We start from the raw sequence: 26503 nt of genomic DNA, 5'->3' as shown, positions 1-26503 counted from the left end.
CATAACAGTATTGGGGAGCTGCAGCGAGAAGGTTTCTAGCTTGGAAGGCATTAAGCCTGCTTGCGGCAAACGCGATAGCTATGTTCATTCGACAGGGGAAAACGAGTTCATCAAGATCAATACATTCGGGCGCTTCGAGACCATCGCCTACAAGTTGCCACTGGCCGCTGTCCGGCGCCTGGCATGGACGCTGACCGAGCCGGCCAAGAGGCTTCGCTGAAGGAGCAACGCCAAACGGCTGCCAGGATCGAGGTCAATCTACAAAAGTAACCATGTTGACCTGGATCGCGACCAAGCGGCATGAATCGGGCCCATCACAGCGACGGTCGCTCGTTGGCCCTGGCGCCGACGACTCGGGCATATAGGAGAGGACGCGACTTTGCGGCCTGGCTGGGGCTCACCCCGCTGCAGCGCTCCACGGGCGGAAAGCAGAAGCTCGGCGAGACATCCCGCATGGGCGAACGAACTCTGCGCCGACTATTAATCATCGGTGCGAGCGCAGCCGTGCGCTGGGCAATGCGTAAAGGCTCGACCGCAAATCCTTGGCTTGCGCGCTTGCTTGCCCGCAAGCCGTCCATGCTCGTGATCGAGTGCCTGAATGTGGCTTTTCTCATCGATGCAGAGGACAAGGGCTCGGTTTGGGATAGGTAAAGGCCGATGATATTGCCCACCTTGACGACGAACAGCGGATCGCTCGACAGCTTGAATGTCTGGCTACGGTGCGGCAAGCCGAACGCCGCCCACATGCGGCGGATCGTGGTGTGGAAAAAACAGTTTCCGCCGCCATCGAGCGGATCGACTGGGCGTCGCGTCGGCTGGCGTCAGCCGCAACGTTCGTTCGATCACCGCGGCAACCTGATCGGCGTTGATGGTGCGAGGTCAGCCATGGCGCGCCTCTTCAAGCAGACCATCACAGCGATCCTTCAAAACGCGATGGCGCTATTTGGCAACGGTGTGTTCATGGAGGCCGAGTTTGGCAGCCACGGACTTGCTAAGGCAAGCCGTCCGCACACCACAGGATCGCGCGGTACCGCTCAGATAGCGAGCGGGCAGCGTGGTGACGACGAACTTGCCTCTCAAAGTACGTCCGCTCCTGCTGACTTAGCACCAACGCGCGTCAAGGATTGTCTCTAGCGCTCCGTGTGATCGAACGCTTCCGTTCCGGCGAAGATCAATATGTCGTGGCGACCGCGCCACCCCAGCGGTAATTCAGGCGGACCAGACCGATATCGACGTCCTGACTGATACGGGCAGTCCCCGCGAAAGCGCCCGCCGGACCACCCACGAGTCCCGGTGAAAAAAGAAGTCCACGTCCCGATGACCCATGAACAGGTAGTCGTACTCAACGCCGATGGACCAGTTCGGAGCGAAGCCAAATTCAAGGCCCGCCCCTGCCGCCCCAACAAGTTTCGCTGCCGTTGTCGATCGTCAGCCCAGTCCCAAAATCGAAGACCCGGTATTTGTCGCGGACAACCGCAGCGCCACCCTTCACATAGAGCAGCATGTTATTCCAGGCATAGCCGACTTGGCCCGTGAACAGGCCGAATGCATCAAGCTTGGATTCATCCTGGACGCCTGCAAAAGCGAGGTTGGCGTTGGAGCCCTTGAAATCGGCCCAGTCGCCCTGCGCCTCCAGGCCAAACAGCGAGTTGGCTATTTGCCAGCGATAGTCGATTTGACCGCCGACCGTGCCTCCCGTCGCATTATGGCAACCCCATGCCGACGGGCGGAGCGACAACCGCGCCGCCGGCGTTGACCACGTCCCAGCATTGATGCGCGGAGCCGCCGCCGCCATTTATGCCGACGTAGAAGCCGCTCCAATCATAGATTGGAATGACCGCTGGGAGCGCTTTGACGTAGGGCCCCGCGGCCAGATCAGCGGCAGAGGAAGGGGCAACCAGCGCGATCAGGGCTACCGTGCCCTCTAAACCCAGCTTCGTATCGACCGTCCCTGACGGGTATAGGACGAAGATTGCCATGTGCCCGTCCTCTCCATCAATTCCCAAGGTTGGTAGTTGACTGACGCCCATGCAGCCGACGACTCATGCGTCTCATATCGTTGTCATCCGGGAAGCGCAGGATATGCATGTCCTTGTTCTGGTTACCCAAAAAGGCGGAAGCGGCAAAAGCACGCTGGCGGTTGGCATTGCGGTCGCGGCGATGGGGAACGGGGAGCGCGTCGCAATTGTCGAGGCGGATCCACAAGGCACGATTTCAAAATGGAAAGAGCGGCGTGGCCATCCCTATCCGCGGGTCGTTCGGATCTCCGATCCCGCCGAACTAGAAGTGGCTCTCGTCAGCCTTGAAGCTGAGGGAATCTGGCTTACGGTCATCGATACCGCCGCCACGAACAATGCACTGGCCGTGCTCGCCATCGCGAGGGGCGATCTTTGCCTGATCCCAGTGCGTCCGAGTCTGGCCGACATCGAAGCTGCGATACCGACACTAATTGCTATTCGTAGGCTCAACCGCCGATTCGCTTTCGTCCTCAATCAGACGCCACCGCGGGGCTGCCGCTTGAGTGAAGCTGCAACGTCGCTCAATTCGCTCGGGGTGCTTGCGCATCCCTATGTCGGACAGCGCAATGTCCACCAGGACGCGCTTGGGGCCGGATTAGGCGTAACCGAGTTTGCACAAGAGGGAAGAGCCTCGGAGGAAGTTCATGAGCTTTGGCGCTGGGTCTTGAAAACGCTTGTCGAGGGGTCGTTAGATCATGAGCCACACGAAAAAAAGGCGTCGTGCTAGCCATACGCGCTGTGCGCGACGCTCGCTGGTGGAGCTTACCGCGGCGGCGAGCCGAGCCGTTGACGATGGCCTGTTTGTGTTGTCCAGCGGGATTGCCGCTTCCAATCCGCGATCGGAGCACACCGGAGAGAAGACGCATGATCAAACAATGCTTGCGAGGCAAGCGACGGCTCCCGGTGCCGTTGCGGTGCTTGAATCTCGGAATGCGGCGGCGCCGCGCAAGGACGAACTTCTAGATTCCGACGCTACGACTGAGATGATGGTGAAGATTGCCAATCTCGTAGAGACACGGGTGGGGAGGGAAGCGGCACCGAAAGACATCGGCTCCGGTCTTGAAGGCGACTTTTTGACCGCTCTCAAAGAAGCCGCAACAGAGTTCCGCGCGGATGCGGCCGAGTTGATCGTGCAGAAGGAACCTGCCGACGGCGCGGGGCAGCCGCAACTGCGATACATGCGGCGGCTCACTGACGAGGCGGTCAGATTGCTGGACGATCTTCAGAGCGGCAAGCTGGAGAATCAGGCGAACTTCATCCTGAGCGAATGCTTCAGAGAAGCCGCTAGCGCGTTCTCTATGATCAATCAGCAGCTCAAGCGCGACGGCTATGCCGCGAGCATTGATCCATCAATCTTCATTTGGCTTGCCAATCTCATCGAACCGGAGACGCGCGACACCGGGACCATGCGGCTTGAGATCGTACCCAACCACCGAGCTCGTCCGAGCACGTATGCGCGCCAGGTCGGTCAATTCATCTGGCACCTTGTCGAGAGGCAAGGCTGCGGGCGGCAGGCCGCATATCGGGCTGCGCTCACGAAGTTCAGCATAAGCGCGAGTTTCGCCGAGACGGCCTATGCCTTTTGGGAGCCGATCTTCAAGCGGGCGGGACCGCACGTGAAGATGCTGACCCGCATTTCAGATCCAGAAATGTAAAGCAAAGCAGCGTGGGCATTTGGCGTCCGATTTAACTGAGGCCCCCTGAGAGGACTGCCCGGCAACTTCGTCCGAGCTCTGGACGAAGAAGACGCTGACGTTGGGGCCGCTCCTGCATGGCCCATAATTGCGCTGATAAGGGCCCGGAGCGAAGCCGGCTGATCGTGCTGGGCGCCGTGACAATTGCGCCTGTGAAATCGAAGCCAGTACCGCATCTTGATTGTGCTCGTACTGCTCCAAGATTGCATCCCATAGGACTTTCCACTCCTTCGGGCCCCATTCGTAAGAACGTTGAAATAGAGGCGCCAACATCTGTTCGATGCCTTTGAAGAGTTCAATTATTGGACGGGACGAGCTTCCATCGAAAGTCCCTATTGGCGAAGGTTGTGCAGCGGACGTGCTTCTATTAACACGGGAATCTAATTCATGCATGTTGTCAGTCTCAGATCAAGATCGGTCGAATGTTGTGCAATCAAGTTCGCTGCCTGCCACTGATTATTTCCTCCAGAGAGAGTCATCGCCCAGACGATCCGGGCCAAACTTGTTGGTAACGGCGATGGCGACGACGACCATGTCCGACGCCGTTCAAGCAGGACTTTGATCCAGCCTCCAACCCGGGAGCGTGCCTTTGGGCACCGAACGACGTTACGTGCTCCGATGACAAGCAAGTGCCTGAGATAGGAATCGCCCTGTTCGTAATCCGGCCGAGCCGATCCTTCCCGCCGGTGGAATTCTGCTTAGGCGTCAGGCCAAGCCAGGCCGCGAACTCGCGCCCGGAGCGGAACATTGTCGCGTCCGGCACGGTCGCGGCGAGAGCCGTGGCCGTTATGTGACCGATCCCTGGAATCGAGGACAGCAACTTCGCCATCGGATTTATTCGCTGGATCTGAGCTAGCTCGCGCTCGATGGCCTCGACCTGCCGGTCCAATTCCTTCAGTTGGTTCACAAGGACGGCTAGTGCAATTCGGGCGTGGGCCGGTAGCATCAGTTCCTCGTCATCCAACAAGTCCACCAGACCGTCCGCCCGTTGCCGGCCTTGCCCGGCAATGATTCCGAACTCAGCAAAATGAGCCCGAGTGGCGCAGGCTGTCGTGGCCCGTTGGCGGACCAACAAAGCCTCTTGCACGATGAAGCATCAAGAAGCCCTGGTTCTCGACGCTCTTGATTGGAACGAACCGCATATTGGGACGCGTGACCGCTTCGCAGATTGCAGCCGCGTCAACGGCGTCATTCTTGGCTCCTCTTCGTAGGTAGGGTTTAACATAGGCTGGCGGGATCAATCTCACATCGTGTCCAACTGCCGAATCTCCCGCGCCCGGTTGTGAGCAGTCGCGCAGGCCTCAATGCCGACTAGGCAAGGTACGAGCGAGGAGAAGAACGACACGATCTCGCCTGGCCGGAGGCGTTGGCGACAGGCCACTTGGCCTTGGCCATCAACGGCATGGATGAAAAATACGTGCTTCGAAACGTCCAACCCAATTGTCGCGACTTCCATTGGTGAACTGTTGCTGTTAGCGGGTTCGTCCATCGCCAGCATATCGCCGGCGCCGAGGGAGCGGGGCCGTCTTCCCCATCAATGGCCGGATGCGCGATGAGCTGCTCAACGAGACCCTGTTCTTCGATCTTGACGGCGCCCGCGCCAAGATCGCCAACTGGGTCGACGATGACAATCTCCGGCAGCCTCACTCGTCGCTGTAATATGTTACCCCCCCGGCCTATGCAGCCCACCTCACCGCAACGGACGATCGGCTACGCAACCCCGACCAGCTTCGCCGATCGTTCGTTGCTCCAACCGCGCCACTTGGCGTCCAAGATCCCGACACTCTAATGCCGCTGGATGAAAGTTCAGTGGCAGGTCAATTCGTGAATCCATGATCGCTCCTCCAGATTGGTTAGAAGCCGACATTGTGGTTCGATAGATGCACAACTTAAATTCCGATTCGAGTTTTGCAGTGTGTCAGGGTTGCAGTCGCGCGTAAGCGCGCAATCAATCTGCAACGAGCAGGCCTACGTGCGAGTGAATTTGCGTGATGCGAAGCACTGAAGCTTCCTGCCTGTGCGCTTGCGACGCGAGACGCGACGCCGACCCTCGAGGCAACGCCTGCAAGGATACGCCAGCCCGGAGACGGCGCGTTGCGCAGCCGCGCTGGTAGTGCGCCGAGGCGACGCGCGCCGTTGCGCAGGCCAACAATTAAAGGTTGTGAGGCCCGCTTACAGGCGATAAGGCTGGCAAGAGATGCAATCTCAGCAGGTGGGGCGACAAATTCCGGTTGTCCTGCGTGCTTTTCTCCTTCGAAACCGATGGGTGGTAATCAAGCCGGCGATCGTGCCTGCGACATGATCGAACTGCGGCGCAGGCCGAAGCTAATTCCGATCCAGCTCGTACCTGACATGATTAGATCGAGGCTGAGAAACAGTCCAAGAATATAGACGCTGTTGAGCGGCCAACGTGCTAAGATCAACAGCCCAACCAGCAGGGTAATGACGCCGGCTATCCTAGGATCGCAACGTGAGCCAGACACCTAAGTCGGCCGATACACGATAAGGTTTAAGGCCAGACATGGAAACTCGCCGCTTGCGCGCCGACCAAGGACGTCCGGAGATATTTCTGTTCAAGCGACGACTGGATGGGTTCGTCCAGGCGCTTCTTTTCGCCCAAAGCCAACTTTCAAGCTCAGCAATTTGGATCGAGAATGATCGGGGAATTTGGCCTCCTGAGTATGATCTCGGGATCCGCCCTAGCCTTGTACGCACGTCGGCATCGATCGAAGATCTTGGAGGCATGCGCTGGCGCACTGCTAATTCTTGGCCTCGCCTGCTTTGGCGCATCACTGCCGGAGTGAGCATCCAATCTCGCGGGAACTAAGCGGCTGCTCCCGCGGCAGCAGAGGCACCCCGGTTCGCACACAACTCGTGGTCGAGTCTATAATCCAGGTCGGCCGCGAGTTGCTCGAGAAGATGGTGCTTGCCCATGGCAATTTCTTGCTGTGGATTTAGTCTGAGTTAGGATGACGGATCAGGCTGCGCGAAACTATATGCGCGTCGCAACAGAGTTCGGGCCGATCCAAAAGCGCGCTTGGGATTTGAGCCTCAAGGCGCTTCTCGCCGTGTCCTATGCTCAACGAGAAGCGAGTAGAGGAGCGCGGTAAGATGGAAGGAATCGGCGGCTCAATATCGGAAAAGTCCCACCTTTTCTTGTCCTTTGCAGACACGACGAAATTTGCCCCCCGCCCGGCACACGCTGGAGCCTGAGCAACTTAGTTGCTTGATCCGAGACCCCGCGCCGCACAGTTCCCCTATTCATTGGAGGATACCGGAGTCCTACGGATAGCGACGGCGTGCGCCCTCCTCCATATTCTATGCAAGCCAGGATTTTGCATTTCCTTCCTGGGGCTAGAGCCAACGCCGCCCGCATGCATTTTGAGCGGGCGGCGTTGTGCTTTCTACAAACAAACGTCGCAGTTCACCGATCCATATCAATAAAAGCGCGTTGCTGCGGTGGCTACAAATGACGCGGGCGCTGCCTTGGAGAAACCGCCCAAGCGCAAGTCTGGGCTGAGCAGATTTGGCCATCTCATGGGGTCGCGAGTGTGAATGTTTGAGAAGCCAAGCCCGCACGTTTTTCAGCAACTCGCGTACCAAACGGGCACGACGAAAAGAGAGAGGGAAGAACAGGACGCGCGCGGTTGACTAGTCGCGCCCTCGGAAAAGCGTGCGAGCGGCTGCTGACGACCGCCCGCACGAGTTGCGGTATGAAGAGAAGAAGCAAGAAGCCGTACTTTTAAAGCAGCAGACGAGCCAGGGCCGCGCTGGCGCTGGGATTGTCAGAACTTTTGTGTCAGGGGTTTCTGTGAAGGGTGAATTTGTCTCCCGGCATCAAGAACAAGGCATCAGCGGCATGGTGGATGAGTTTGCTTGGCCGCACCGAGCGTTCAAGTCCCGAAGCCGCGGAGCGGCGCGCCGCAGGCGAGGAACTTGACGGCGAAGGGGCGTGCCGAGCCATCATGGCCGTTGCCGTGATGCCGTTCGTCATCGCGTCGTTCCCGGAAAGCGCTCGCCGAACCGGATGGCAAACTGGCCCATCGCGGAGGTCCATTCGACCGGGCGTCGCCAGCGCAGGCCGGCATTCTTGATTGCGAGATAGAGCAGCTTCGACGCCGCGTCATCGTTTGGAAAGCTGCCGCGCGTTTTGATGATTTTGCGCAACGAGCGATGCAGCGCCTCCACAGCGTTGGTGGTGTAGATCATCTTGCGGGTGCCCGGTGCGAAGGCGAAGAATGGCACGACGTAATCCCAGGCGCTCCGCTAGGCCGCTCCGATCGCTGGATAGCGCTTGCCCCACTCGGCCTCGAACTCCTCGAGGCGGACAAGCGCAATATCGGCGTGCTCGGCCCGGTAGATCGCCTTGATCGCGGGCAGGATCGCCTTGCGGTCCTTCCGGGACACGAAGGCCATTTTGCCACTCCCGCACCTCATCGAGGACGGCATCGGTGACCCGGCTGATGAGATCGGGTGAGACCTCGGCCCCGTAGAGCTCGGCCAGGTGGCCCTGGATCTCGCGCACCGTCATGCCGCCGGCATATAGGCCCAGAATCTTGTCGTCGAAGCCATCGAACCGCGTCCTGGCCCTTGGCGACGAGCTGCGGTTCGAAACTGCCGGCGCGGTCGCGCGGTATGGCAGTCTCGATCTCGCCGTCCTCGGTCAGGATCGTCTTGCTGCTGGTGCCATTGCGGCTGTTGCCCGTCCCTCGACCGCCCGGATCGCCCTTCTCATAGCCGAGATGTTCGCTCAACTCGGCGGCGAGCGCGCGCTCGATCAACGCCTTCTTCAGCTGCTTGAACAGCCCGTTGTCTCCGGTCAGGTCCTCGGGCTTCTCATAGTTAGCAAGCAGTTGATCAAGCAGTTCAGGTGTTATCGTCGTCATGTGAGTCTCCTCGGTAGGGTAAACTCACAGAAACCTGCTTACACATTCCTTATGACACCCTCCTTCGCTGCCGCCGGCTGCGTCGCATCCTGGTGGGCACATTTCAGCTTGAGGACATCAGCAGGCGTGGCCTGAACCTGTTCAGGCTTCCGCGGCGCGAGGCGTGGTCAAGTCTGCCGGTGTAACCTGATCTTCTTGCCGCCCTTCTTCTGCGCTGGGTGGATCCGACGACCTGCCAAATAGTCAAGCCCCTTCATCGACGACAATTGCCGCAAACGATCAACTACCAATACTCGCAATTGACTGCTGATGGAGGCATGACCACCATCATCGGCCGATGAGCACGAAAAGGATATGGCTACAACACACTTGGTATGTTTCCTTCAACCAGTCGAAGGGGCCAAATCGATACCCCATTCGAGAAACCAGAACCTTTCCAAGCGAGGCTGACGCGAAGAGATTCGCGGACGAACTGCTGAACAGTCCATCCGCGAATTCGACTACCATGCTGGCTGGCACGATAAACCCACATTATCCAAGGCGCGTAATTGGATCGAGCGACATAATACTTTGGATACGTGGCCGCAACTGACATAATTGACAACCGCGCACGAAAACGGTGTGTTCGCGTCATTCAGTCGATAGCAATCAGAAAATTGTCTCGGGCGCTTCAGATTTCTGTGGGACGCCGATCGTGAGACCACCATCCACGACCATCTCTGAACCGGTAATGCAATGTAAGACGACTCGTCGCTGAGTCGGAACACCACTGCCTCAACGGCGTCTGCTCGGCCGTTAACGACGGGACGAACGATTTCCGATGCCTCCAATCTTTGGCGCCTCGAATACTTCGTACCGCGCCGGAACCGAGCACGGCGGAAGCGCGCGGATAGGCTTCGACTAGAGCTCGCCGACCCGGCACCCCCAAGGAATTAAGCGCGGATCTGATCAGCAGCATCCCCGCGATCGTCGCATTTACCGGAGAAGCGCGCCACGCTCGATATCCTCATAAAGCCGCCAGCTCCACTGCAGCTTTGCACACGTCATGATCGGGTCTTGAGTTGATTTCTGGCTCTCGGCAGCCCAACGCCTCGCCCTAGGCATTTTGCCCGTGTCGAAGCTTCTTTTCTAGGTACAACTGGAGGCCGTCTGGGAATTGGCAGCACAACGGTTCATCGTTCGTCAGGGCATCAAAGGTTGGATGGTTTACGATCGAGAACGCAAGGGGCCGGCTCTTTTAACAAACGGCGACTGGGCCGAGAAACTGTCGAGGGAAGAGGCCGAACGAATAAAGGGTCAGTTTGCGAACCATGTCTCCTGACCGGCCGCTACCATCACTGAACGCCTCTGCCCTCAATTCAGGACTCACCTCAAAATTGTCCTCCATTCTAAGTCGCTTCTTGCGCAAGCTGGTCGGTTCTACATCGCTTCCAGGATGTCACGGGCACCGAACAACTCGCATACGCAGACATCCACTCCCGTAATATCGGACGATGCTGTGGGCCTACGTGCCGATCCGCACAAAGCTCTGCGCGGGGAGAGTTCGGGGGGATGTCCCGGGTTCTGTTGAATTTCTGAAGAGGTCGGCGTTGCCCACCTTGAGCCGGTAGGCTCGGGGTGCTGATTCCATAAAGGAGAGCAACGCCATGACGAGAGATATCAAACCGGCTGGTTCGTCGGCGACCGGGGCGGTGGACGAAGCGTTTGCAGAAGTGCGGGCGAGCTTCGATCGGTTCTGCCTTGCGGCAGGGATGGAGGCGCTCGGCACGACGATGGAGGCGGATGTTGTGGCGGCCTGCGGGCCGCGCCACGGTCGCGACGCGGCGCGGCGGGCGCACCGTTGGGGTCGAACGCGGGGACGGATAGGTTTCCACGGCGGCAAGATCGAGGTCGAGCGCCCGCGGGTCCGGGGCGTGGATGGCGGCGAGGTCACGATCCCGAGCTGGGAAACGGCGGCGCAGGAGGATTGGCTCGGTCGCGGGGCGATGAACCTGATGCTGATCAATGTGTCGACGCTCCGGTTCGGCCGTGCTGTCCGACTGCCCGAGGGTGACGTGCCGGCACCGCCCGGATCGGGGGTTTCGAAGTCGGCGGCCTCGCGGAGGTTCGTAGCGCTGTCGGCGGCGCGGCTGGCTGACTTCATGGCTGCCGATCTGTCCACGCTCGACCTTCTGGTGGTCCAAATCGACGGGCTGCATCTCGGCGACGATCTCGTGCTGGTCGCCGCAATCGGAGTTGACGGCGAAGGCAACAAGCATCCGCTGGCGCTGGTGGAAGGGGCGACCGAGAATGCCGCAACGGTTCAGGCCCTGCTGGACAACCTGGTCTCGCGCGGGCTCGACCCGACGGTGCCAGGACTGTTCATCGCCGACGGCGCGAAACCGTTGTCGAAGGCGATCCGCCGCACCTTCGGTTCGGCCGCTGCGATCCAGCGCTGCCAGATCCACAAGGCACGCAACATCATGGAACGCCTGCCGAAAGAGCATCATGCGGCCACCCGTCGGGTGCTGCGCCAGGCCTGGGAGCTCAATGACGCCGACAAGGCTGAAAAATTGATCCGCAATCTTGCGCGTCGACTCGACCAGCAATGGCCCGGCGTAGCGGCCAGCATCCTCGAAGGCCTCGACGAAATCCTGACTGTCGTCCGGCTGAAGCTGCCGAAGGAGCTTCGTCGATCGCTCGCCTGGACCAACATCGCCGAGAACATGATGGGCACCATTCGCCGCGTCACGCGCAACGTCAAACGCTGGCGGGATGCCGGTATGGCCTTGCGATGGGTCGCGGCCGGCATGAGCGAAGCCAACAAGGGCTTCCGACGATTGAAGGCGCATAAGCAATTGTCGGTTCTGCGTGCGGCCCTTCAAGCTCGCCACGATCGCATGACGATCAAGCCCGTTGCCCACGTCACGAGGGCAGCGTAACATTCATTCCGGCAACGTCGGCCCGACGTAGTTCAACACCGATCGGGACATCCCCCCTCTACCCTCGACGCAGAGCCCTGTTTGGGCCGAATGACAGGCAGGATCTGCTTGACCAACAATTGTGCTGAGCGCGCATTGAGAGGCATCGCCTTGGGAAGGCGCAACTGGACCTTCGCCGGCAGCCAGCGTGGCGCCGACCGTGCCGCCATCATGCTGACGATGATCGCGACCTGTCGCCTCAACAAAGTCGATCCCAAGGCCTGACTCGCCGACGTCCTCGCCCGTATCGCCGATCTTCCCGCATCGCATCTGCACGAACTGCAGCCCTGGGAATGGAAGCTCCTGCGCCGAGCCCGCCGGTCAGCAAGCCGCCTGACCTTCACGCAAACCATCATAGAGTTCGTCGTGCCCGCGCGCACGCTTCAATCAGGCGGTCTTCGTCGTATGCGTACGACATCAGCCCCTGAGTCGGTTCTGCAGCGCCTGCCGATTGGCAACGAGGCTGCTGAGGTTCAGCAGGTGTGGTGCTCGTCCTTGCTCCAATTGCCTAACCAGCGCCCGCGTGCCGTCCACCACGAAGACGCCGCAATCATAAGTGTTCAGCTGCTGGGTCATGCCGCGTGACTCCAGGCGGGCGCCCAGCCTTGCTGCGAGCTCTGCTGCGGGCGTGTTGTTGTATTCCCCCATGGAGTCGTAGCGATAGGCAACCGGCCTTTCGCGGTCGCGGCGATCAACAAACAGCAACGACCAATGGGTGCCGGGGAGATTCGTAGCACGGGCATTGTTCACTGGCAGGAACAGGAAGTCGGCTGTGTCGTCACCATTCTGATCATGGACGATGCGCTGGAATGCGCGTAGCATTTCGCTCTCGGTGCCCAAGCGCAGGCTAACAAGGGTTATGAGAGGATCCACGAACCGCGTCCGGGCGGCGAGATTCGGATTGTCCCCCCCCAACTCTTGCGCCAGGAGCTGGTAATCTCTCAGGACATGCTCGTCGCCCAGCCATTCCGTGTCCTCGAGCACCAGCCCGCGGCCGTGAGACGAGGCTGTCGGACCTAAAGCCCCGATCTGAGCATCGTAGGAGGTGCTCGGAAACGCCGGCACAGAATTAACATCGTCGCGTGATTCAGACGGCGTGGCCGCAGTCAGATCAACCAATGGAGGACCGCCGTAGGTGCTTGAGCGAGCCCTGGCAGCCGGCGCTGGCGCAAAGTGAGCATCGTCGCGCAACTCGGACGGTGTCGGCGCATTCAGAGCAAGAAATGGCTCAAGACCAGCGTAGATGTCTGAGGGAGCCCTGGTAGAGTGCGCTGGCGCAAAGTGAGCGTCGTCGCGCAACTCGGACGGTGTCGGCGCATTCAGAGCAAGAAATGGCTCAAGACCAGCGTAGATGTCTGAGGGAGCCCTGGTAGAGTGCGCTGGCGCAAAGTGAGCGTCGTCGCGCAACTCGGACGGTGTCGGCGCATTCAGAGCAAGAAATGGCTCAAGACCAGCGTAGATGTCTGAGGGAGCCCTGGTAGAGTGCGCTGGCGCAAAGTGAGCGTCGTCGCGCAACTCGGACGGTGTCGGCGCATTCAGAGCAAGAAATGGCTCAAGACCAGCGTAGATGTCTGAGGGAGCCCTGGTAGAGTGCGCTGGCGCAAAGTGAGCGTCGTCGCGCAACTCGGACGGTGTCGGCGCATTCAGAGCAAGAAATGGCTCAAGACCAGCGTAGATGTCTGAGGGAGCCCTGGTAGAGTGCGCTGGCGCAAAGTGAGCGTCGTCGCGCAACTCGGACGGTGTCGGCGCATTCAGAGCAAGAAATGGCTCAAGACCAGCGTAGGTGCTTGAACGAGCCCTGGCAGCCTGCGCTGGCTCAAGGTGAGCATCGTCGCGCAACTCGGACGGCGTCGGCGCATTCAGATCAACAGATGGCTCAAGCCTGCCCTTAGCATGTGACGGGGGCCTGGATGGTGATGCTGATTCTTGCAGCTGTTCACCCAACCAAGCCCAAGCTCCCGCGCTGGCTGGCGTTGAGGGAAGATCCTGCGCCGAGCCGGAATGCCGATCGCACTGCGCGGCCGGCGAGCTCGGCTGCTCAGGGCCTGGCAACCCCAGCCCTCGGTTCGCCTCGATGAGTTTTAAGTAGCTGCGAAGATGCGACAAATCGGGACCGTGTATTCTGCTTCCAGTCCGTTGGAACGCTAGCACATCGTTATCCAGCGTTAACTGCTCCTTGCTAGAGCCGTTAAGTCGCCCAGTTATGCTCCCCCTGCCGTTTTCTTTAAGCCACGCACTCAGCGCACGAAGACGTGTAGCCCGCTTCTGCGCAGACTGCCTCTGCGCCGCAATCGTGGTTCTAAGATCGTTCAAGGCTTGGCCGAGCGCTCCCTCGATGAAGGTGGCGTCTTCGGGATGAGGAACCACGCGACGGGGGCGACCAAGGACTCGGGGTTCGGGGGCTTCGGCTTCTTCACTCCCACGCAAGAGCCGCCGGAGAACATTCAGATTCGATTTGATGCTGTTCTGACGGTCCCGCCCCAAGCTCCTGTACGCCGCAATTTCCTCATCCAGCGATGAACCGCCTCGCAGCCGAGAAGCTACGGGCCCCCTATGACTTGCGTTGACCCAGCGAACAAATATCCCAAGCCCGGAAACACTGTTCTTGATGGCTCCTGGGGTGAGCTTGCGCCGCTCGGCGTCTAAACGAAACTTCGCCAAGAGCTCCTCGTCTTCGCCCGGGAGCTGCTCGCCGATTAGTCCGTCCGGCGACCGCAGGCTTTCGGGCGCAAACGTGTTCAGCGTGTTCCGAAAGGTAGCATCATCACGCAACTGGTACGATCTGGATGGAAGCTGAGCTGGGACAGGCAAGGATGACGCAGTTTCCGAGCTCGGCCACATGCTCCAATCAAAGTCGAGCGGCATCTGCGGTGACCAAGTTGAGGTGGACCCGGCGGGTTCCTGCGGTCCGGCTTGTTCTGCCCCCTGGAGCCGCTCAGGCGGGACCAAGACGGACCATGATGGGCCGCCTTCCACCATCACCGAAAGCTGATTCCTGACGGCGTCACGCGATGCGTCGTGCCGCCTAGCGGTGTCTCGGACATGCCTCGCTACTGAATGTGCCGCTGGGGCGTATTCGTGCGCACGCGACGGCATCGGAGCTTGCCTCTGCGATGGTGACGCCCCCAGTTGATGGGATGGGGTCTGCACCAGCTGACGCTCAACGGCGACGCCCTGGGGGTTGCTTAGCGTCTTCTGCCTCTTCGCTGATCTCAACTCCCCTGTATCATGCTCATCGCTGATGAGAACCTGCTCGCCTGGCACGAGGGTGTTCCTGTGACGTTCATCCGACAGTTCGTGATCATGATGGCACCAGTTCAAGGGGCGAAGGGATTCTGCAGGATCCAATGCCAGGCTATGCCGCGGTGGAACCCCATGGTCGTCGCGGGGCAAGTTCAAGTCACGAAAAGACCCTCCTGCATCCGCTGCTTGTTGATGGTGCGCGATTGTCTCGAGAGGCGGCGAGGAGCTGGGTCCGTCCATCGTCTCCAAAAGCAGATCCTGCTGGTTCGCAGGCAGAGTCTCCGGCCAGCTGATAGCTCCATTCGAGCCGCTGTGCTGTGCAGTCGCGGCCCGGGTCCGCCTCGGCTCGGCGCGAACCGCGTCTTCGAGATCAGGAACGGGGCGAATATGAGGCCGGAGCTCGATCGCTCTAGCACCCGCCGGCGACCTCAGGAGATGAGCCAGTGCGGCCCCGGCTTTTCTGCGGCCACGGGGGTCCGCCTCCTTATACTGGCTGACATCATTATCCAGCGAGCCGTCGCCAAGTCGAGCAGCAATGCCGGGCTTATCGTTTTCACGGAGGTAATCACTGAAATCGATAAGAAGAGCTGCATAGGTCCTGACGGTGTTGGCGGTGCCTGACGCTGCATCTTCCTTGTACCTTTTGATGAGATCCGCATCTTGGGGATAGGGATTCAGCTCAACCCGGCTTGCAATCGGCGCGATGCCGCCCGGCGATTGGGCGGCTCGAAGATGATCCAGTGGCGTAGCGATGGCCTGCCCCTCCTGCTTGCCGAACTCCTGGGCATCCTTGTCCAGCGACTCTTCGGAAAGCCGGGCAGCAATGCCCGGCTTTCCGTTCTTTACGAGCCAATGCCCCAATCCGAGAAGACAACGTACATTGCGCCTGACGGTGCGCTCGGAGGCCCCAGCCTTGAAGAGTGCCGGCCCGAGCCCCTCAATAAGAGACGCATCTTCGGAATAAACAGGATCCATGCTGCTACCTGCGAAAGCCAAATTTGCATGGCCGAGCGGCAGCGCCGACGCATTCAGCATCGTTCCACCGCATTCACCGTGCGTAGCCGGCGTATATGGTTGCCCGCTCGCCCGCATGATGGGCCGCGCCTCAGATCGCGATGCATCCGCTTGATGGGCGCGGACCTGCATGAGCACGGGAGAGGACGGGACAGCGACCTCGCTCAGCTGCCTGTGAAAGGCCGCCGCCTCTGCCGACGAGTCGGCCGGAGAGGCATCTTGCGCGTCCACGCTATCCGTTTGTTGACGCACGCGATTCATTAAGACGAAGTTCATCTGTACTCACTTTCGAAGATGAAGGGCCAGGAGCGCTGATCGTATGCGTCTGGACTTGAGCGCCGGCATTTGACGGTTCAGCCGCCAAGCGAAAGGAAGTCGTGGTCACGACGCTCCCGATCGAATTTCAATCGTGACCCCGCTGTCGATCTGTTCGAGGAGTTCGTGCTGGCTTCGGCTCATCGAGGATTTCCTCTCGGTGATAACGGCCACTTGATCGTGTCACCACAGCGGCGCTCCGGCGCGAGACAAACCACCTGTAGCTACATCCCCAGGCGCGCCATCTGGGTCGACATGTGCTCCGTCTCGGGAAGGGGATACCACGGATGGCCACCAACTGCGGTGCTCATCAAGGACCTACAGAACGCCGGCGTGAGCTTCCCGCGGTGGATCACGACGTTCTCGCGCCCCGTCGCAGCTCGAGCGCTCTGCCAGTCCTGATTGTAGCCGCGTTGGTCATTGGACTTCACGTGGCAAGCGGCGAACTCGGCATCGCTCAGCGTTGCCAACTGCCAGGCATGTACCGGCCGCTTGGTATGGATGTGCACCCACATCGGGCTTGGCATCGCGCCATTGCGCAGGGCCTTGGGCTGCAGCTTGATCTCGAACAGTGTCCCCGGATCATCCTTCAAGGCGCGCGGTGGATTCACAGACGCCAGCTCCCCGGCCGCCCGCAACTGTTCAAGATACTTCTGGGACGGAAACGCGTAGGTCTTCATGCAATCGATCGTGATCGCCGCCTTTCGCGCCTTCAAAGAGTTCGCCTGTCCCTGCACCTCGGACAACATCGCCTTGAGCCGGGTTATTTTGTCATGCACTTCCGGCACTTGCGCAGGCGTGAGTAGGACACGTCGGCGAGGCTCCTCCAGCGCGACTACACTGGCCTCAATCTCGGAGGCCTGCGTCTGCAGTCGCTTAACGACGAGATCCACGACGTGATCGGCGTCCTCGGGCTTCATCTGGCGCGCTTGCGAGACGGTGCTTTGCTGAGCGGGCAGATCGAACTGCAAAAGTTCGTCCAATCGCTCGATTAATCCGGTCAGTGCTTTCCTGGAGGGCGGAGCCTGCAATATCTCCAGGTGCCCAGTCGCCGACGATGACACCCTCGCGTCTGCCTCCTCCGCGCTCGCGAGTTTCTTTGTACCCAAATCCGAGAGTACGATCACCTTGCCTGTTGGGGCCGTGGCAGCGTCGGGCGTGGCGAGCTGCGGCTCGCGCAGCCCGCCCGCCGAACTTCGCTCGCCTGCGGCCGGGGCGCGCTTGCCTTTCCCCTTCCTCCGCGCCGCGCCCCCTTCAACCACTACGGCAGTCCGGGCCAGCGGCTCAATCATGGCGGGCGTCTTTGGCTGCACGACCAAAAGACGCGTGACGTCGTCCGCGGTGACCCATGCACCTTCCGCGATCTGGCCCAACAGTTCCAACGGAAGGTCGGCATCCGTTCCGGCGCCCCTTAGTCGGGTAACGATGCCGTGCACCCCTGAGGCAAATTCCGAAAGCCGTTCCATGACTCCTTCCAGAACGGTGCAGTGGTCTGCGTCGAGCGCCGCTCCCTCCAGAACGGCGTGGGAAGTCGAGTTGAATGCCGGAAAAAAATCCGCGATAAAGGTCCCAAGCAGTCGCACCCGCCCATCCTCACCCATGAGGGCGTCGTTCACGGCTGGGCCGAACGTGGCCGCCTTCGACTCGATCAAGAGTCGCGCGAGAGCGATGCGCGATTCCAGGTACATGCACTTCGTATACAGCGCCCAGCCGGTATGCTGGCGTAGCGCGGCCTCTTCCTCCTCCCGCATCTTGGACGTGGTGCTGGGCAAGTTGGCGGTGTCCGTATAAACGGACCGCATCCGCTCCGAGCGCAATACCTTCTTTCCCCACCAATCCAAGCAGGCTTCGTAATGCTTCGCCACGCTGGATACCGCCCGGTCCAGCTGGTCGGACGGAGCGCCGGCATCTCGCATCCGGCCGAGCACGGCTGCTGCTTTGCTCCTGTTCGCCTCCAGGTTGTTGACAATCCAGGTGGCCGCGATGTTGCATTCGTCTCCCGCAGCGATAGTTTCGGCGCGGACTTGACGAGCCTGACCATCGGAAAGAAGCCTGCGCGCCATGTCCGGGGGGAGGCTCGCGTAATACTTCAGAACTTCCGAGCCTGCCTTGACGATTTGATCGATCAGCTCTTGCGTCTCCGACGGATTCCGGGCTTGTGTGGCTGCATTTCGAGAACTATCAAGGCCCTCAAGCAGGCTGCGCATTTTTTGCTTCGCTGCCTTGATTCCGTCGACACTCGAGGGCATCCGGACTGCCACACCGGACGCGGGTGGCTCACTCATGAGCGCGGTTCCTCCGGAGCGCATCCGCTCCAATTCCCTGTCGAAAGATTGCCCGCCTTCCCCAGGGGCGGGATCGGGCTCCGGGCTCGAACTGCTCGATCCCCATGCGCTGTCGGCTCCTGAAGGCCCAACAATGCCCGCCATCTTCCACCTCCAATCAGGTCCATAATGCGCAGCCTGTTTGGATAGACAGCTCGGCTGACGAGAAGCTGACCAAGAGCGTTTTCCCCGGATGCACAGGAAAACCCAGCTCACCATGGGTTGCAATTCTATGGCGTCTGGGGTGCTGCTGGAGGTAGCGGGGCATCGTCAACTTAATCGACCGGGAGCCGAAGGAGCGCTTCTCAAAGGTTTGAGATTAGTTAGCTTCGTTGATCGAGACCTGTAAGCTCAATAGCGTCAGCGCCGAGCACCGGCTCTCCGACGTCCTCGCGAAGCTCGTCAACGGTCTCGGCGAGAAGCTTAGTAAGCGGAATTTGACGCAATTCCCGCCTTATCCCGTCCACTGTTTATGCTCTTGGTGATGCCGATCACTTCTGACTTCTCGCGTTGATAGCTGAACTCGGTTGTACCGTGCAGCACAAGAACCAAACCTTCAGCGGCGACGACACGATCACGTGTCGATTGGAAATGGCCGGTCAGAATGTCCGCTTCGCTGACCCGGTCATTGGAGAAGAAGCGGTAGGCTGCCTTGGTATTCGCCCAATCCTGGCAGACGAGCTGGATGCTTTGTCCCATGGCGCTTCCAATCTGCGTGAGCAGTTTGCGGAAGGACCGCAAACAGCCTTTTGCGGACTGATCCCTTAATGTCAGCCCCATAGAGCGCCCCCTCGCGAATCAAGTGCTCAGCAAGGAATCACAAGTGATACTTTCGATTCAAGATTTCGCGGATCAGCGTGAGTCGGCGAAATTATGGGTAATTGAAAGCTTCGTCGTATGCGTACGACATCAGCCCCTGAGTCGGTTCTGCAGCGCCTGCCGATTGGCAACGAGGCTGCTGAGGTTCAGCAGGTGTGGTGCTCGTCCTTGCTCCAATTGCCTAACCAGCGCCCGCGTGCCGTCCACCACGAAGACGCCGCAATCATAAGTGTTCAGCTGCTGGGTCATGCCGCGTGACTCCAGGCGGGCGCCCAGCCTTGCTGCGAGCTCTGCTGCGGGCGTGTTGTTGTATTCCCCCATGGAGTCGTAGCGATAGGCAACCGGCCTTTCGCGGTCGCGGCGATCAACAAACAGCAACGACCAATGGGTGCCGGGGAGATTCGTAGCACGGGCATTGTTCACTGGCAGGAACAGGAAGTCGGCTGTGTCGTCACCATTCTGATCATGGACGATGCGCTGGAATGCGCGTAGCATTTCGCTCTCGGTGCCCAAGCGCAGGCTAACAAGGGTTATGAGAGGATCCACGAACCGCGTCCGGGCGGCGAGATTCGGATTGTCCCCCCCCAACTCTTGCGCCAGGAGCTGGTAATCTCTCAGGACATGCTCGTCGCCCAGCCATTCCGTGTCCTCGAGCACCAGCCCGCGGCCGTGAGACGAGGCTGTCGGACCTAAAGCCCCGATCTGAGCATCGTAGGAGGTGCTCGGAAACGCCGGCACAGAATTAACATCGTCGCGTGATTCAGACGGCGTGGCCGCAGTCAGATCAACCAATGGAGGACCGCCGTAGGTGCTTGAGCGAGCCCTGGCAGCCGGCGCTGGCGCAAAGTGAGCATCGTCGCGCAACTCGGACGGTGTCGGCGCATTCAGAGCAAGAAATGGCTCAAGACCAGCGTAGATGTCTGAGGGAGCCCTGGTAGAGTGCGCTGGCGCAAAGTGAGCGTCGTCGCGCAACTCGGACGGTGTCGGCGCATTCAGAGCAAGAAATGGCTCAAGACCAGCGTAGGTGCTTGAACGAGCCCTGGCAGCCTGCGCTGGCGATGCTTCCAGCATCGGCCACATACTCCAATCAAAGTTGAGCGGCATCTGCGGCGACCAGGTTGAGGCGGACCAGGCAGGTTCCTGCTGTCCAGCTTGGACTATGTCCTGCGCCTGCTCCGGGGGAACCCCGGGCCACGGTGGGCCGTCTTCCACCATCAAACGCAGATCCTGATCATAACCTTCCGGGAGGACCAATGGCCGACTGACAGCTCGCTGCGGCGTCGTGGCATCTTGGTACCCGCTCCCCTGCATCGTCGGCTGCGCCTGCCATGGCGATGCACCCAGTTGATGGGTGGGGGCCGACGTCAGCAGGCGACCGCCTGAAGCGACGATCTCGCTCAGTTGCCGCTCGCTGGCAACGCCGTGCAGATTGTCTAGGGTCCTCGGCCTCTTCGCTGGCCTCAATTCAGCTGTGTCATGCTCATCGTTGATGAGGACCTCCTCGCTTGGCAGGAGGTTGCTCCTGGCAAGTGCACCGATCGGCTCGTCCGGGAACTGCTGGCGGTCGTAGCCCCAGTTCAAGGGACGAATGGACTCTCCGGGATCCGATGACTGGTCATGGCGCGCGGCTGGCTCAAGAAGAGATGACGACGGGCCGGGTTCGTCCATCAGCTCCCAAAGCAAATCCTGATCGCAGCCTTCTACAGGAAGCAGCTCCTTTGGCCAACTGCCCGCGTCCTGCGACGCGCTGTGCTGCGCAGCGGCGCCGCCGACGGGCATCGGCTCCATCAGTGCCGCGTCTTCGGGATCAGGAACAGGGGAAATATGGCGCTCGCGCTCCATCGCTTTAGCGCCGGCCTGCGATTTCCGGAGATCAGCCAGTGCGGCACCGATATTCCGATTACCCCCGGCGTCCTTCCTATAGCTCTCGACATCTCCATCCAACGCCTTGCCGGAAAGCCGAGCAGCAATGCCCTTCTTGTTATTTTCACGCAGGTAGTCACTGAAACTGTTAAGAACAACTGCATAGGTACGTACGGTACCTGTCGCTGCTTCGTTTTTGTACTCTTTGATGAGAGCTACGTCCTGAGGGTGAGGATTTAGCTCAGCCCGGCCTGTGATCGGCACGACGCCCGTCGACTGGAAGGTCCGGAGATGGTCTATTGCCAGAAGGAGTCGTCTCCTGTTAAGACCCTTTTTGATGGCCTCGCGCGCATCATTGGTTAGCGACTGGTCGTCGAGCCGAGCAGCGATCGGATCTTTGTTATTTGCGAAGAGCCAGCGGCCAAGGCTGAGAAGAGAACCTGCATAATCCCTGGCGGTGTGGTTGGCGGCGTTGCCGTTGCGGAGGGCCTCCTCAAGCCCCGAAATAAGGCGAGCATCCTCGGAATAAAGAGGCTGCTTGCTGTGCCCTTTCAAAACCCCAGCTGACTGAGCCGGCTGCAGCGCCGAGGCGGCCGGCATTGCTCCACCACCTCCACCTGAATTGGCGATCTCGCTCAGCTGCCGCTCAATGGCAAGGCCGTGCAAATTGTCTAGGGTCCTCGGCCTTTTCGCGGGCCTCAACTCAGCTGTGTCATGCTCATCGTTGATGACGACCTCCTCGCTTGGCAGGAGGTTGCTCCTCGCAAGTGCACCGATCGACTCGTCCGGGAACTGCTGGCGGTCGTAGTCCCAGTTCAAGGGACGAAGCAACCCCTTTGGCCAACTGCCCGCGTCCTGCGACGCACTGTGCTGCGCAGCGGCGCCGCCGCCGGGCATCGGCTCCATCAGTACCGCGTTTTCGGGATCAGGACCGGGGAGAATATGGCGCTCGAGCTCCATCGCTTTAGCGCCGGCCTGCGATTTTCGGAGATCAGCCAGCGCGGCACCGATATTCTTACCCCCGGCGTCTTTCCTATAGCTCTCGACATCTCCATCCAGGAACTTGCCTGAAAGCCGAGCAGCAATGCTCGGCTTGTTGTTTTCACGCAGATAGTCACTAAAACTGCGAAGAACAGCTGCATACCCCCTGCCGGTCCCTGTCGCTGCTTCGTTTTTGTACTCTTTGATCAGAGCCACGTCCTGGGGATGAGGATTTAGCTCAGCGCGGCCTGTGATCGGCACGACTCCGCCCGTCGACTGGAAGGTCCGGAGATGGTCTATTGCCGGACGGAGTCTCCTGTGATGACCCTTTTCGATGGCCTCGCGCGCATCATCGGTTAGCGACTGGTCGTCGAGCCGAGCAGCGATCGGATCTTTGTTATTTGCGAAGAGCCAGCGGCCAAGGCTGAGAAGAGAACCTGCATAATCCCTGGCGGTGTGATTGGCGGCGTTGCCATTGCGGAGGGCCTCCTCAAGCCCCGAAATAAGGCGAGCGTCCTCGGAATAAAGAGGCTGCTTGCTCCGCCCTATCAAAACCCCAGCTGACTGAGCAGGCTGCAGCGCCGAGACGGCCGGCATTGCTCCACCACGCTCGCTCAGCTGCCGCTCGCTGGCAACGCCGTGCAGATTGTCTAGGGTCCTCGGCCTCTTCGCTGGCCTCAATTCAGCTGTGTCATGCTCATCGTTGATGAGGACCTCCTCGCTTGGCAGGAGGTTGCTCCTGGCAAGTGCACCGATCGGCTCGTCCGGGAACTGCTGGCGGTCGTAGCCCCAGTTCAAGGGACGAATGGACTCTCCGGGATCCGATGACTGGTCATGGCGCGCGGCTGGCTCAAGAAGAGATGACGACGGGCCGGGTTCGTCCATCAGCTCCCAAAGCAAATCCTGATCGTAGCCTTCTACAGGAAGCAGCTCCTTTGGCCAACTGCCCGCGTCCTGCGACGCGCTGTGCTGCGCAGCGGCGCCGCCGGCGGGCATCGGCTCCATCAGTACCGCGTCTTCGGGATCAGGACCGGGGGAAATATGGCGCTCGAGCTCCATCGCTTTAGCGCCGGCCTGCGATTTTCGGAGATCAGCCAGTGCGGCACCGATATTCCGATTACCCCCGGCGTCTTTCCTATAGCTCTCGACATCTCCATCCAACGCCTTGCCGGAAAGCCGAGCAGCAATGCCCTTCTTGTTGTTTTCACGCAGGTAGTCACTGAAACTGCGAAGAACAGTTGCATACCCCCTGCCGGTCCCTGTCGCTGCTTCGTTTTTGTACTCTTTGATGAGAGCTACGTCCTGAGGGTGAGGATTTAGCTCAGCCCGGCCTGTGATCGGCACGACGCCCGTCGACTGGAAGGTCCGGAGATGGTCTATTGCCAGAAGGAGTCGCCTCCTGTTAAGACCCTTTTTGATGGCCTCGCGCGCATCATTGGTTAGCGACTGGTCGTCGAGCCGAGCAGCGATCGGATCTTTGTTATTTGCGAAGAGCCAGCGGCCAAGGCTGAGAAGAGAACCTGCATAATCCCTGGCGGTGTGGTTGGCGACGTTGCCGTTGCGGAGGGCCTCCTCAAGCCCCGAAATAAGGCGAGCATCCTCGGAATAAAGAGGCTGCTTGCTGTGCCCTTTCAAAACCCCAGCTGACTGAGCCGGCTGCAGCGCCGAGGCGGCCGGCATTGCTCCACCACCTCCACCTGAATTGGCGATCTCGCTCAGCTGCCGCTCAAAGGTCGCCGTATCTGCGGACGGCGCCGCGGGCGAACTCTCTTGCGGGCCCGTGCTCACCCACTTCGTCGAGGGGAAATCCATCCGTTCTCACTTTCAAAAATATAGGCCTTCGAAGCCGGGCTCGAATTTGACACGCTGGGAATCAGCAACAAACTACCCTTTAGCCCGTCCTATTCGTGAGAGTGCGTTTTTTTTGGTCCGATTGATGTGGCCGCACATCTGCTCTGACGAGGCGCGCGGGATTGCCTTCGGCTTTTCACCGCCTGACGACCGGTACTTTGCAACGCGCTTGAGGGATGGGTTGGGCGAACGGGGGGTGAACGCCCCGCCGGTCAAGGACCGAGCGGCAGCAGCGCGCCTGGCAAGCCGCGGATCAGGTCGGCTTCGGGACATGCCGCGGCAAACGCAAGGCGAATGCGGCTCGTGGTCTCGACGACACGGGCAGCGAGTTTCAAGAGACGAAGACGCAGCGTCGCGAACTCGGCTGTGGCCAATTCCCGGGCTTTGGGAATCGCGTCGCGCACGGTCAGCATCAGCCAATAAGCGGCGGTGTGGAGAACGAGGCGGACTTGATTGGCGAGCGCCGAACGGCAGCTGGTGCGATCGGAGGCGAGCTGCGTCTTATGCAGCTTGATCAGATTCTCGGCTTGGCCGCGCGCGCAATACAGGCTGTCGTAGATCCACTCGGCCGAGCCGACATCGAGGCTGGTGACGACGAAACGGATGTCGAGGCCGAGCATCGTCGCCTCAGTACGGGCGACGGTACGTCGTTCGCGATCCCAGGACTTTGCCTTGTGGCGCGTCTCGGTATAGCCACGCAGAACCGGCAGGTCCTCGATGGCACGGCGCGTGCGGATGCCGTCGGCGGCCTCGTCGACTTTTCTGGCGAGCGGCTTGGTGCCGGACAGACCGAAGATGTAGTCGATGCCGTTGGTCTCGCACCACGCCATTGCCTCCGGCCGGGCATAGCGCCCGTCGCCACGGAACGTAATTCGCGTGTTGTGCCACCGCGTCCGGATATGCCGTATCAGGCGGCGCAGATGGGCACGCACCTCGACGCCGCCCGGCGTCTTGCCGGGCCGCAGCACGACCGCCACGGGCCGGCTCTTCTCCGTGTCGTAGACGTGGATCGGCAGGAAGCAGCGTTCGTCATAATGAGCGTTGAACAGCGAGAGCTGCTGATGGCCGTGGACGACATCGCAGGTATCATCGATGTCGAGCGTGACGGATGCCGGCTCGCGCGGGTAGCTATCCATCCATGCGTCGAAGGCGCGGAGCATTCTCCAGCCGCGACAGCGTCGGTTGGGAACACAGATCGCGACCCGTGTCCGGCAGCCGTCCGCAGGCCAGCTTGAATGCGGGATCGGACCGCAGATGATCGAGGTCGTCGGCGTCCTCGTAGCCGCAGCAGATCGCGAACATGCGCGCGCGGAACATATCGACAAGGCTGTGCACGACCCGCGTCGGATCGCGCCGATCCGGGAACACGCGGGCCAAATTGTCGGCCAAGCCGAGACGCCGCTCGGCCATCGCCAGAAGCATCACGCCCCCGTTCGAGGTCAGCCGACCGCCATCGAAGGCAGCTGTGACTTTCTTGGCGTGAACGGCTGGAAACGAGAAGGGCAGAATTGTATCATCGGTCATGGCGGGCGTGCTGTTCGCGGCTGAAGGTGATGGGGTTGGCTTTGCAACCGAATCCTACGCCGCTTCAGCGCTTTACACCACGCTCGCCAGCCTCTCGGGCGCCCTCTGACGAATAAGACGGGCTAGTTTGAGTGATGCAATGTGCTCCCGCGGTGAGCGTAGCCCAGCCGGGAATGCGGGTATTCTGAGTTAATTATCCGCCATCCAGTGGTCGATCCGGAGCAGCGCGGTGCGCGCATCAGAAACGGGTTCACACAAACGTAGTCGCGCTTGAAAGTTTCACGAATGCCGCGGCCATGCCGTTGCTCTCGGGGCTTTCGACCGGCGTGAAGCAAGCTCGAGGTTCAGGGTCGCGGCAATCTCGAGGGTACGATAGGCGGCGAAGATGGAGCCATTGTTGGTCAGCCATCGCACCTTGCGAGGAGCCTGGATGTCCTCGAACCGCTGCTCGACACAGTGGATCATCATGCCCCTGATCATCTCGCCGGAAATCCCGGCCGTCGTGGTCACTCAGCGATGACCTCGCAGTCATGGCGGTCCAGAGCAAAGGCAACCGCGCGCGATCTCGCCATTCCAGCAGGTGAACTCGATCGCGTCTGAACACCAGCGCTCATTGGAGCGGCTTGTCATGATCGTTCCATCATGGGCCCGCGGGACGCGGCTGTAAATAAGCCCCAGAATGCGCTCCGGGGCGACGTGAGGCCAACCTATTGATCTGGTTCGTGACTTTGGAAGACAGCGGGAGGCCGATCGGCGCCGATCCGGACCTCATCGTGAACGAATTTCCTCGTGCGACATCAGAGCGTTGCGTTCATCTGAGTTGGGGTCCCGCTTCGGTGCTTATTCACAGCCAAGCTGGTCTTTGCGAATCTTGACCGGTTCAACCTCAAACTGGGCTTACTTCTGTCACCGCTGGCAACCGAGCGACCCGGGGTTCTGCAGCGACACTCGTCAGCTGATCGACAGGTGGGCCTGCTAAGGGCAGAACGCTGCCACGTTGACGGTCCTCCG

General features: G+C 60.3%; 11 protein-coding genes and 7 pseudogenes. 7 read left to right on the top strand and 11 right to left on the bottom strand.

Annotated features, from left to right (window positions below):
• Window positions 1–40 precede the first annotated feature (40 nt).
• Window positions 41–220, top strand: coding sequence for a hypothetical protein (locus WDM24_RS07500; RefSeq protein WP_338696306.1), 180 nt, complete (start codon window positions 41–43; stop codon window positions 218–220).
• An 84-nt stretch (window positions 221–304) separates the two neighbouring features.
• A pseudogene (locus WDM24_RS07495) lies at window positions 305–588 on the top strand (transposase); the annotation flags it as partial.
• On the opposite strand, the pseudogene WDM24_RS07490 reads toward WDM24_RS07495, so the two are convergent.
• The 3 genes and pseudogenes from WDM24_RS07490 to WDM24_RS44460 form a co-directional block, all read right to left on the bottom strand.
• Window positions 580–1111, bottom strand: a pseudogene (locus tag WDM24_RS07490) (helix-turn-helix domain-containing protein); the annotation flags it as partial. The pseudogenes WDM24_RS07495 and WDM24_RS07490 overlap by 9 nt on opposite strands.
• A 267-nt stretch (window positions 1112–1378) precedes the next feature.
• Window positions 1379–1738, bottom strand: coding sequence for an outer membrane protein (locus WDM24_RS44465; protein WP_414645698.1), 360 nt, complete (start codon window positions 1736–1738; stop codon window positions 1379–1381).
• On the bottom strand, window positions 1704–1979 hold the full coding sequence (locus WDM24_RS44460; RefSeq protein ID WP_338696302.1) for a hypothetical protein: 276 nt from the start codon (window positions 1977–1979) through the stop codon (window positions 1704–1706). Before WDM24_RS44460 ends, WDM24_RS44465 begins: the two co-directional genes overlap by 35 nt.
• Before the next feature lie 49 nt (window positions 1980–2028).
• Here WDM24_RS44460 and WDM24_RS07480 point away from each other — a divergent pair, with 49 nt between their 5' ends.
• Window positions 2029–2745: a ParA family protein gene (locus WDM24_RS07480; protein WP_338696300.1), complete on the top strand. Its 717-nt coding sequence runs from the start codon at window positions 2029–2031 to the stop codon at window positions 2743–2745.
• Window positions 2714–3673: a hypothetical protein gene (locus WDM24_RS07475; protein ID WP_338696298.1), complete on the top strand. Its 960-nt coding sequence runs from the start codon at window positions 2714–2716 to the stop codon at window positions 3671–3673. Before WDM24_RS07480 ends, WDM24_RS07475 begins: the two co-directional genes overlap by 32 nt.
• Window positions 3674–4092: 419 nt before the next feature.
• On the opposite strand, the pseudogene WDM24_RS44455 reads toward WDM24_RS07475, so the two are convergent.
• Window positions 4093–5168 (bottom strand): annotated as a pseudogene (locus WDM24_RS44455) (IS110 family transposase).
• 68 nt (window positions 5169–5236) lie between these two features.
• Between WDM24_RS44455 and WDM24_RS07465 the strand changes: the two are divergent.
• Window positions 5237–5548: pseudogene (locus WDM24_RS07465) on the top strand (integrase core domain-containing protein); the annotation flags it as partial.
• A gap of 2154 nt (window positions 5549–7702) precedes the next feature.
• Here the strand turns inward: WDM24_RS07465 and WDM24_RS07460 are convergent.
• Window positions 7703–8598: pseudogene (locus WDM24_RS07460) on the bottom strand (transposase).
• 1646 nt (window positions 8599–10244) lie between these two features.
• On the opposite strand from WDM24_RS07460, the gene WDM24_RS07455 reads away from it, so the two are divergent.
• On the top strand, window positions 10245–11519 hold the full coding sequence (locus WDM24_RS07455) for an IS256 family transposase (RefSeq protein WP_338830737.1): 1275 nt from the start codon (window positions 10245–10247) through the stop codon (window positions 11517–11519).
• Window positions 11520–11615: 96 nt separating this feature from the next.
• Window positions 11616–11861: pseudogene (locus tag WDM24_RS07450) on the top strand (transposase domain-containing protein); the annotation flags it as partial.
• 114 nt (window positions 11862–11975) lie between these two features.
• On the opposite strand, the gene WDM24_RS07445 reads toward WDM24_RS07450, so the two are convergent.
• The 6 genes and pseudogenes from WDM24_RS07445 to WDM24_RS07420 form a co-directional block, all read right to left on the bottom strand.
• A complete protein-coding gene (locus tag WDM24_RS07445) occupies window positions 11976–16091 on the bottom strand; it encodes a Ulp1 family isopeptidase (protein ID WP_338830736.1) in 4116 nt (1371 codons plus the stop codon).
• Window positions 16092–16354: 263 nt separating this feature from the next.
• The gene (locus tag WDM24_RS07440; RefSeq protein ID WP_338830735.1) at window positions 16355–18559 is read right to left on the bottom strand and encodes a hypothetical protein; all 2205 of its coding nucleotides are present in this window, start codon (window positions 18557–18559) and stop codon (window positions 16355–16357) included.
• Between the two features lie 318 nt (window positions 18560–18877).
• A complete protein-coding gene (locus WDM24_RS07435; protein ID WP_338823166.1) occupies window positions 18878–19153 on the bottom strand; it encodes a transposase DNA-binding-containing protein in 276 nt (91 codons plus the stop codon).
• A gap of 210 nt (window positions 19154–19363) precedes the next feature.
• Window positions 19364–23929, bottom strand: coding sequence for a Ulp1 family isopeptidase (locus tag WDM24_RS07430; protein WP_338830734.1), 4566 nt, complete (start codon window positions 23927–23929; stop codon window positions 19364–19366).
• A gap of 251 nt (window positions 23930–24180) precedes the next feature.
• A pseudogene (locus tag WDM24_RS07425) lies at window positions 24181–25492 on the bottom strand (IS1380 family transposase).
• A gap of 279 nt (window positions 25493–25771) precedes the next feature.
• Window positions 25772–26002 (bottom strand): hypothetical protein, encoded by a 231-nt coding sequence (locus tag WDM24_RS07420; protein WP_338823161.1) that lies wholly within the window; start codon window positions 26000–26002, stop codon window positions 25772–25774.
• Window positions 26003–26503: the final 501 nt, after the last annotated feature.

The sequence above is a fragment of the Bradyrhizobium sp. 27S5 genome, assembly GCF_037217225.1.
Lineage (GTDB): Bacteria > Pseudomonadota > Alphaproteobacteria > Rhizobiales > Xanthobacteraceae > Bradyrhizobium > Bradyrhizobium septentrionale.
Note: the sequence above shows the minus strand (reverse complement) of the source record. Positions and strands in the feature narration are given on the sequence as shown.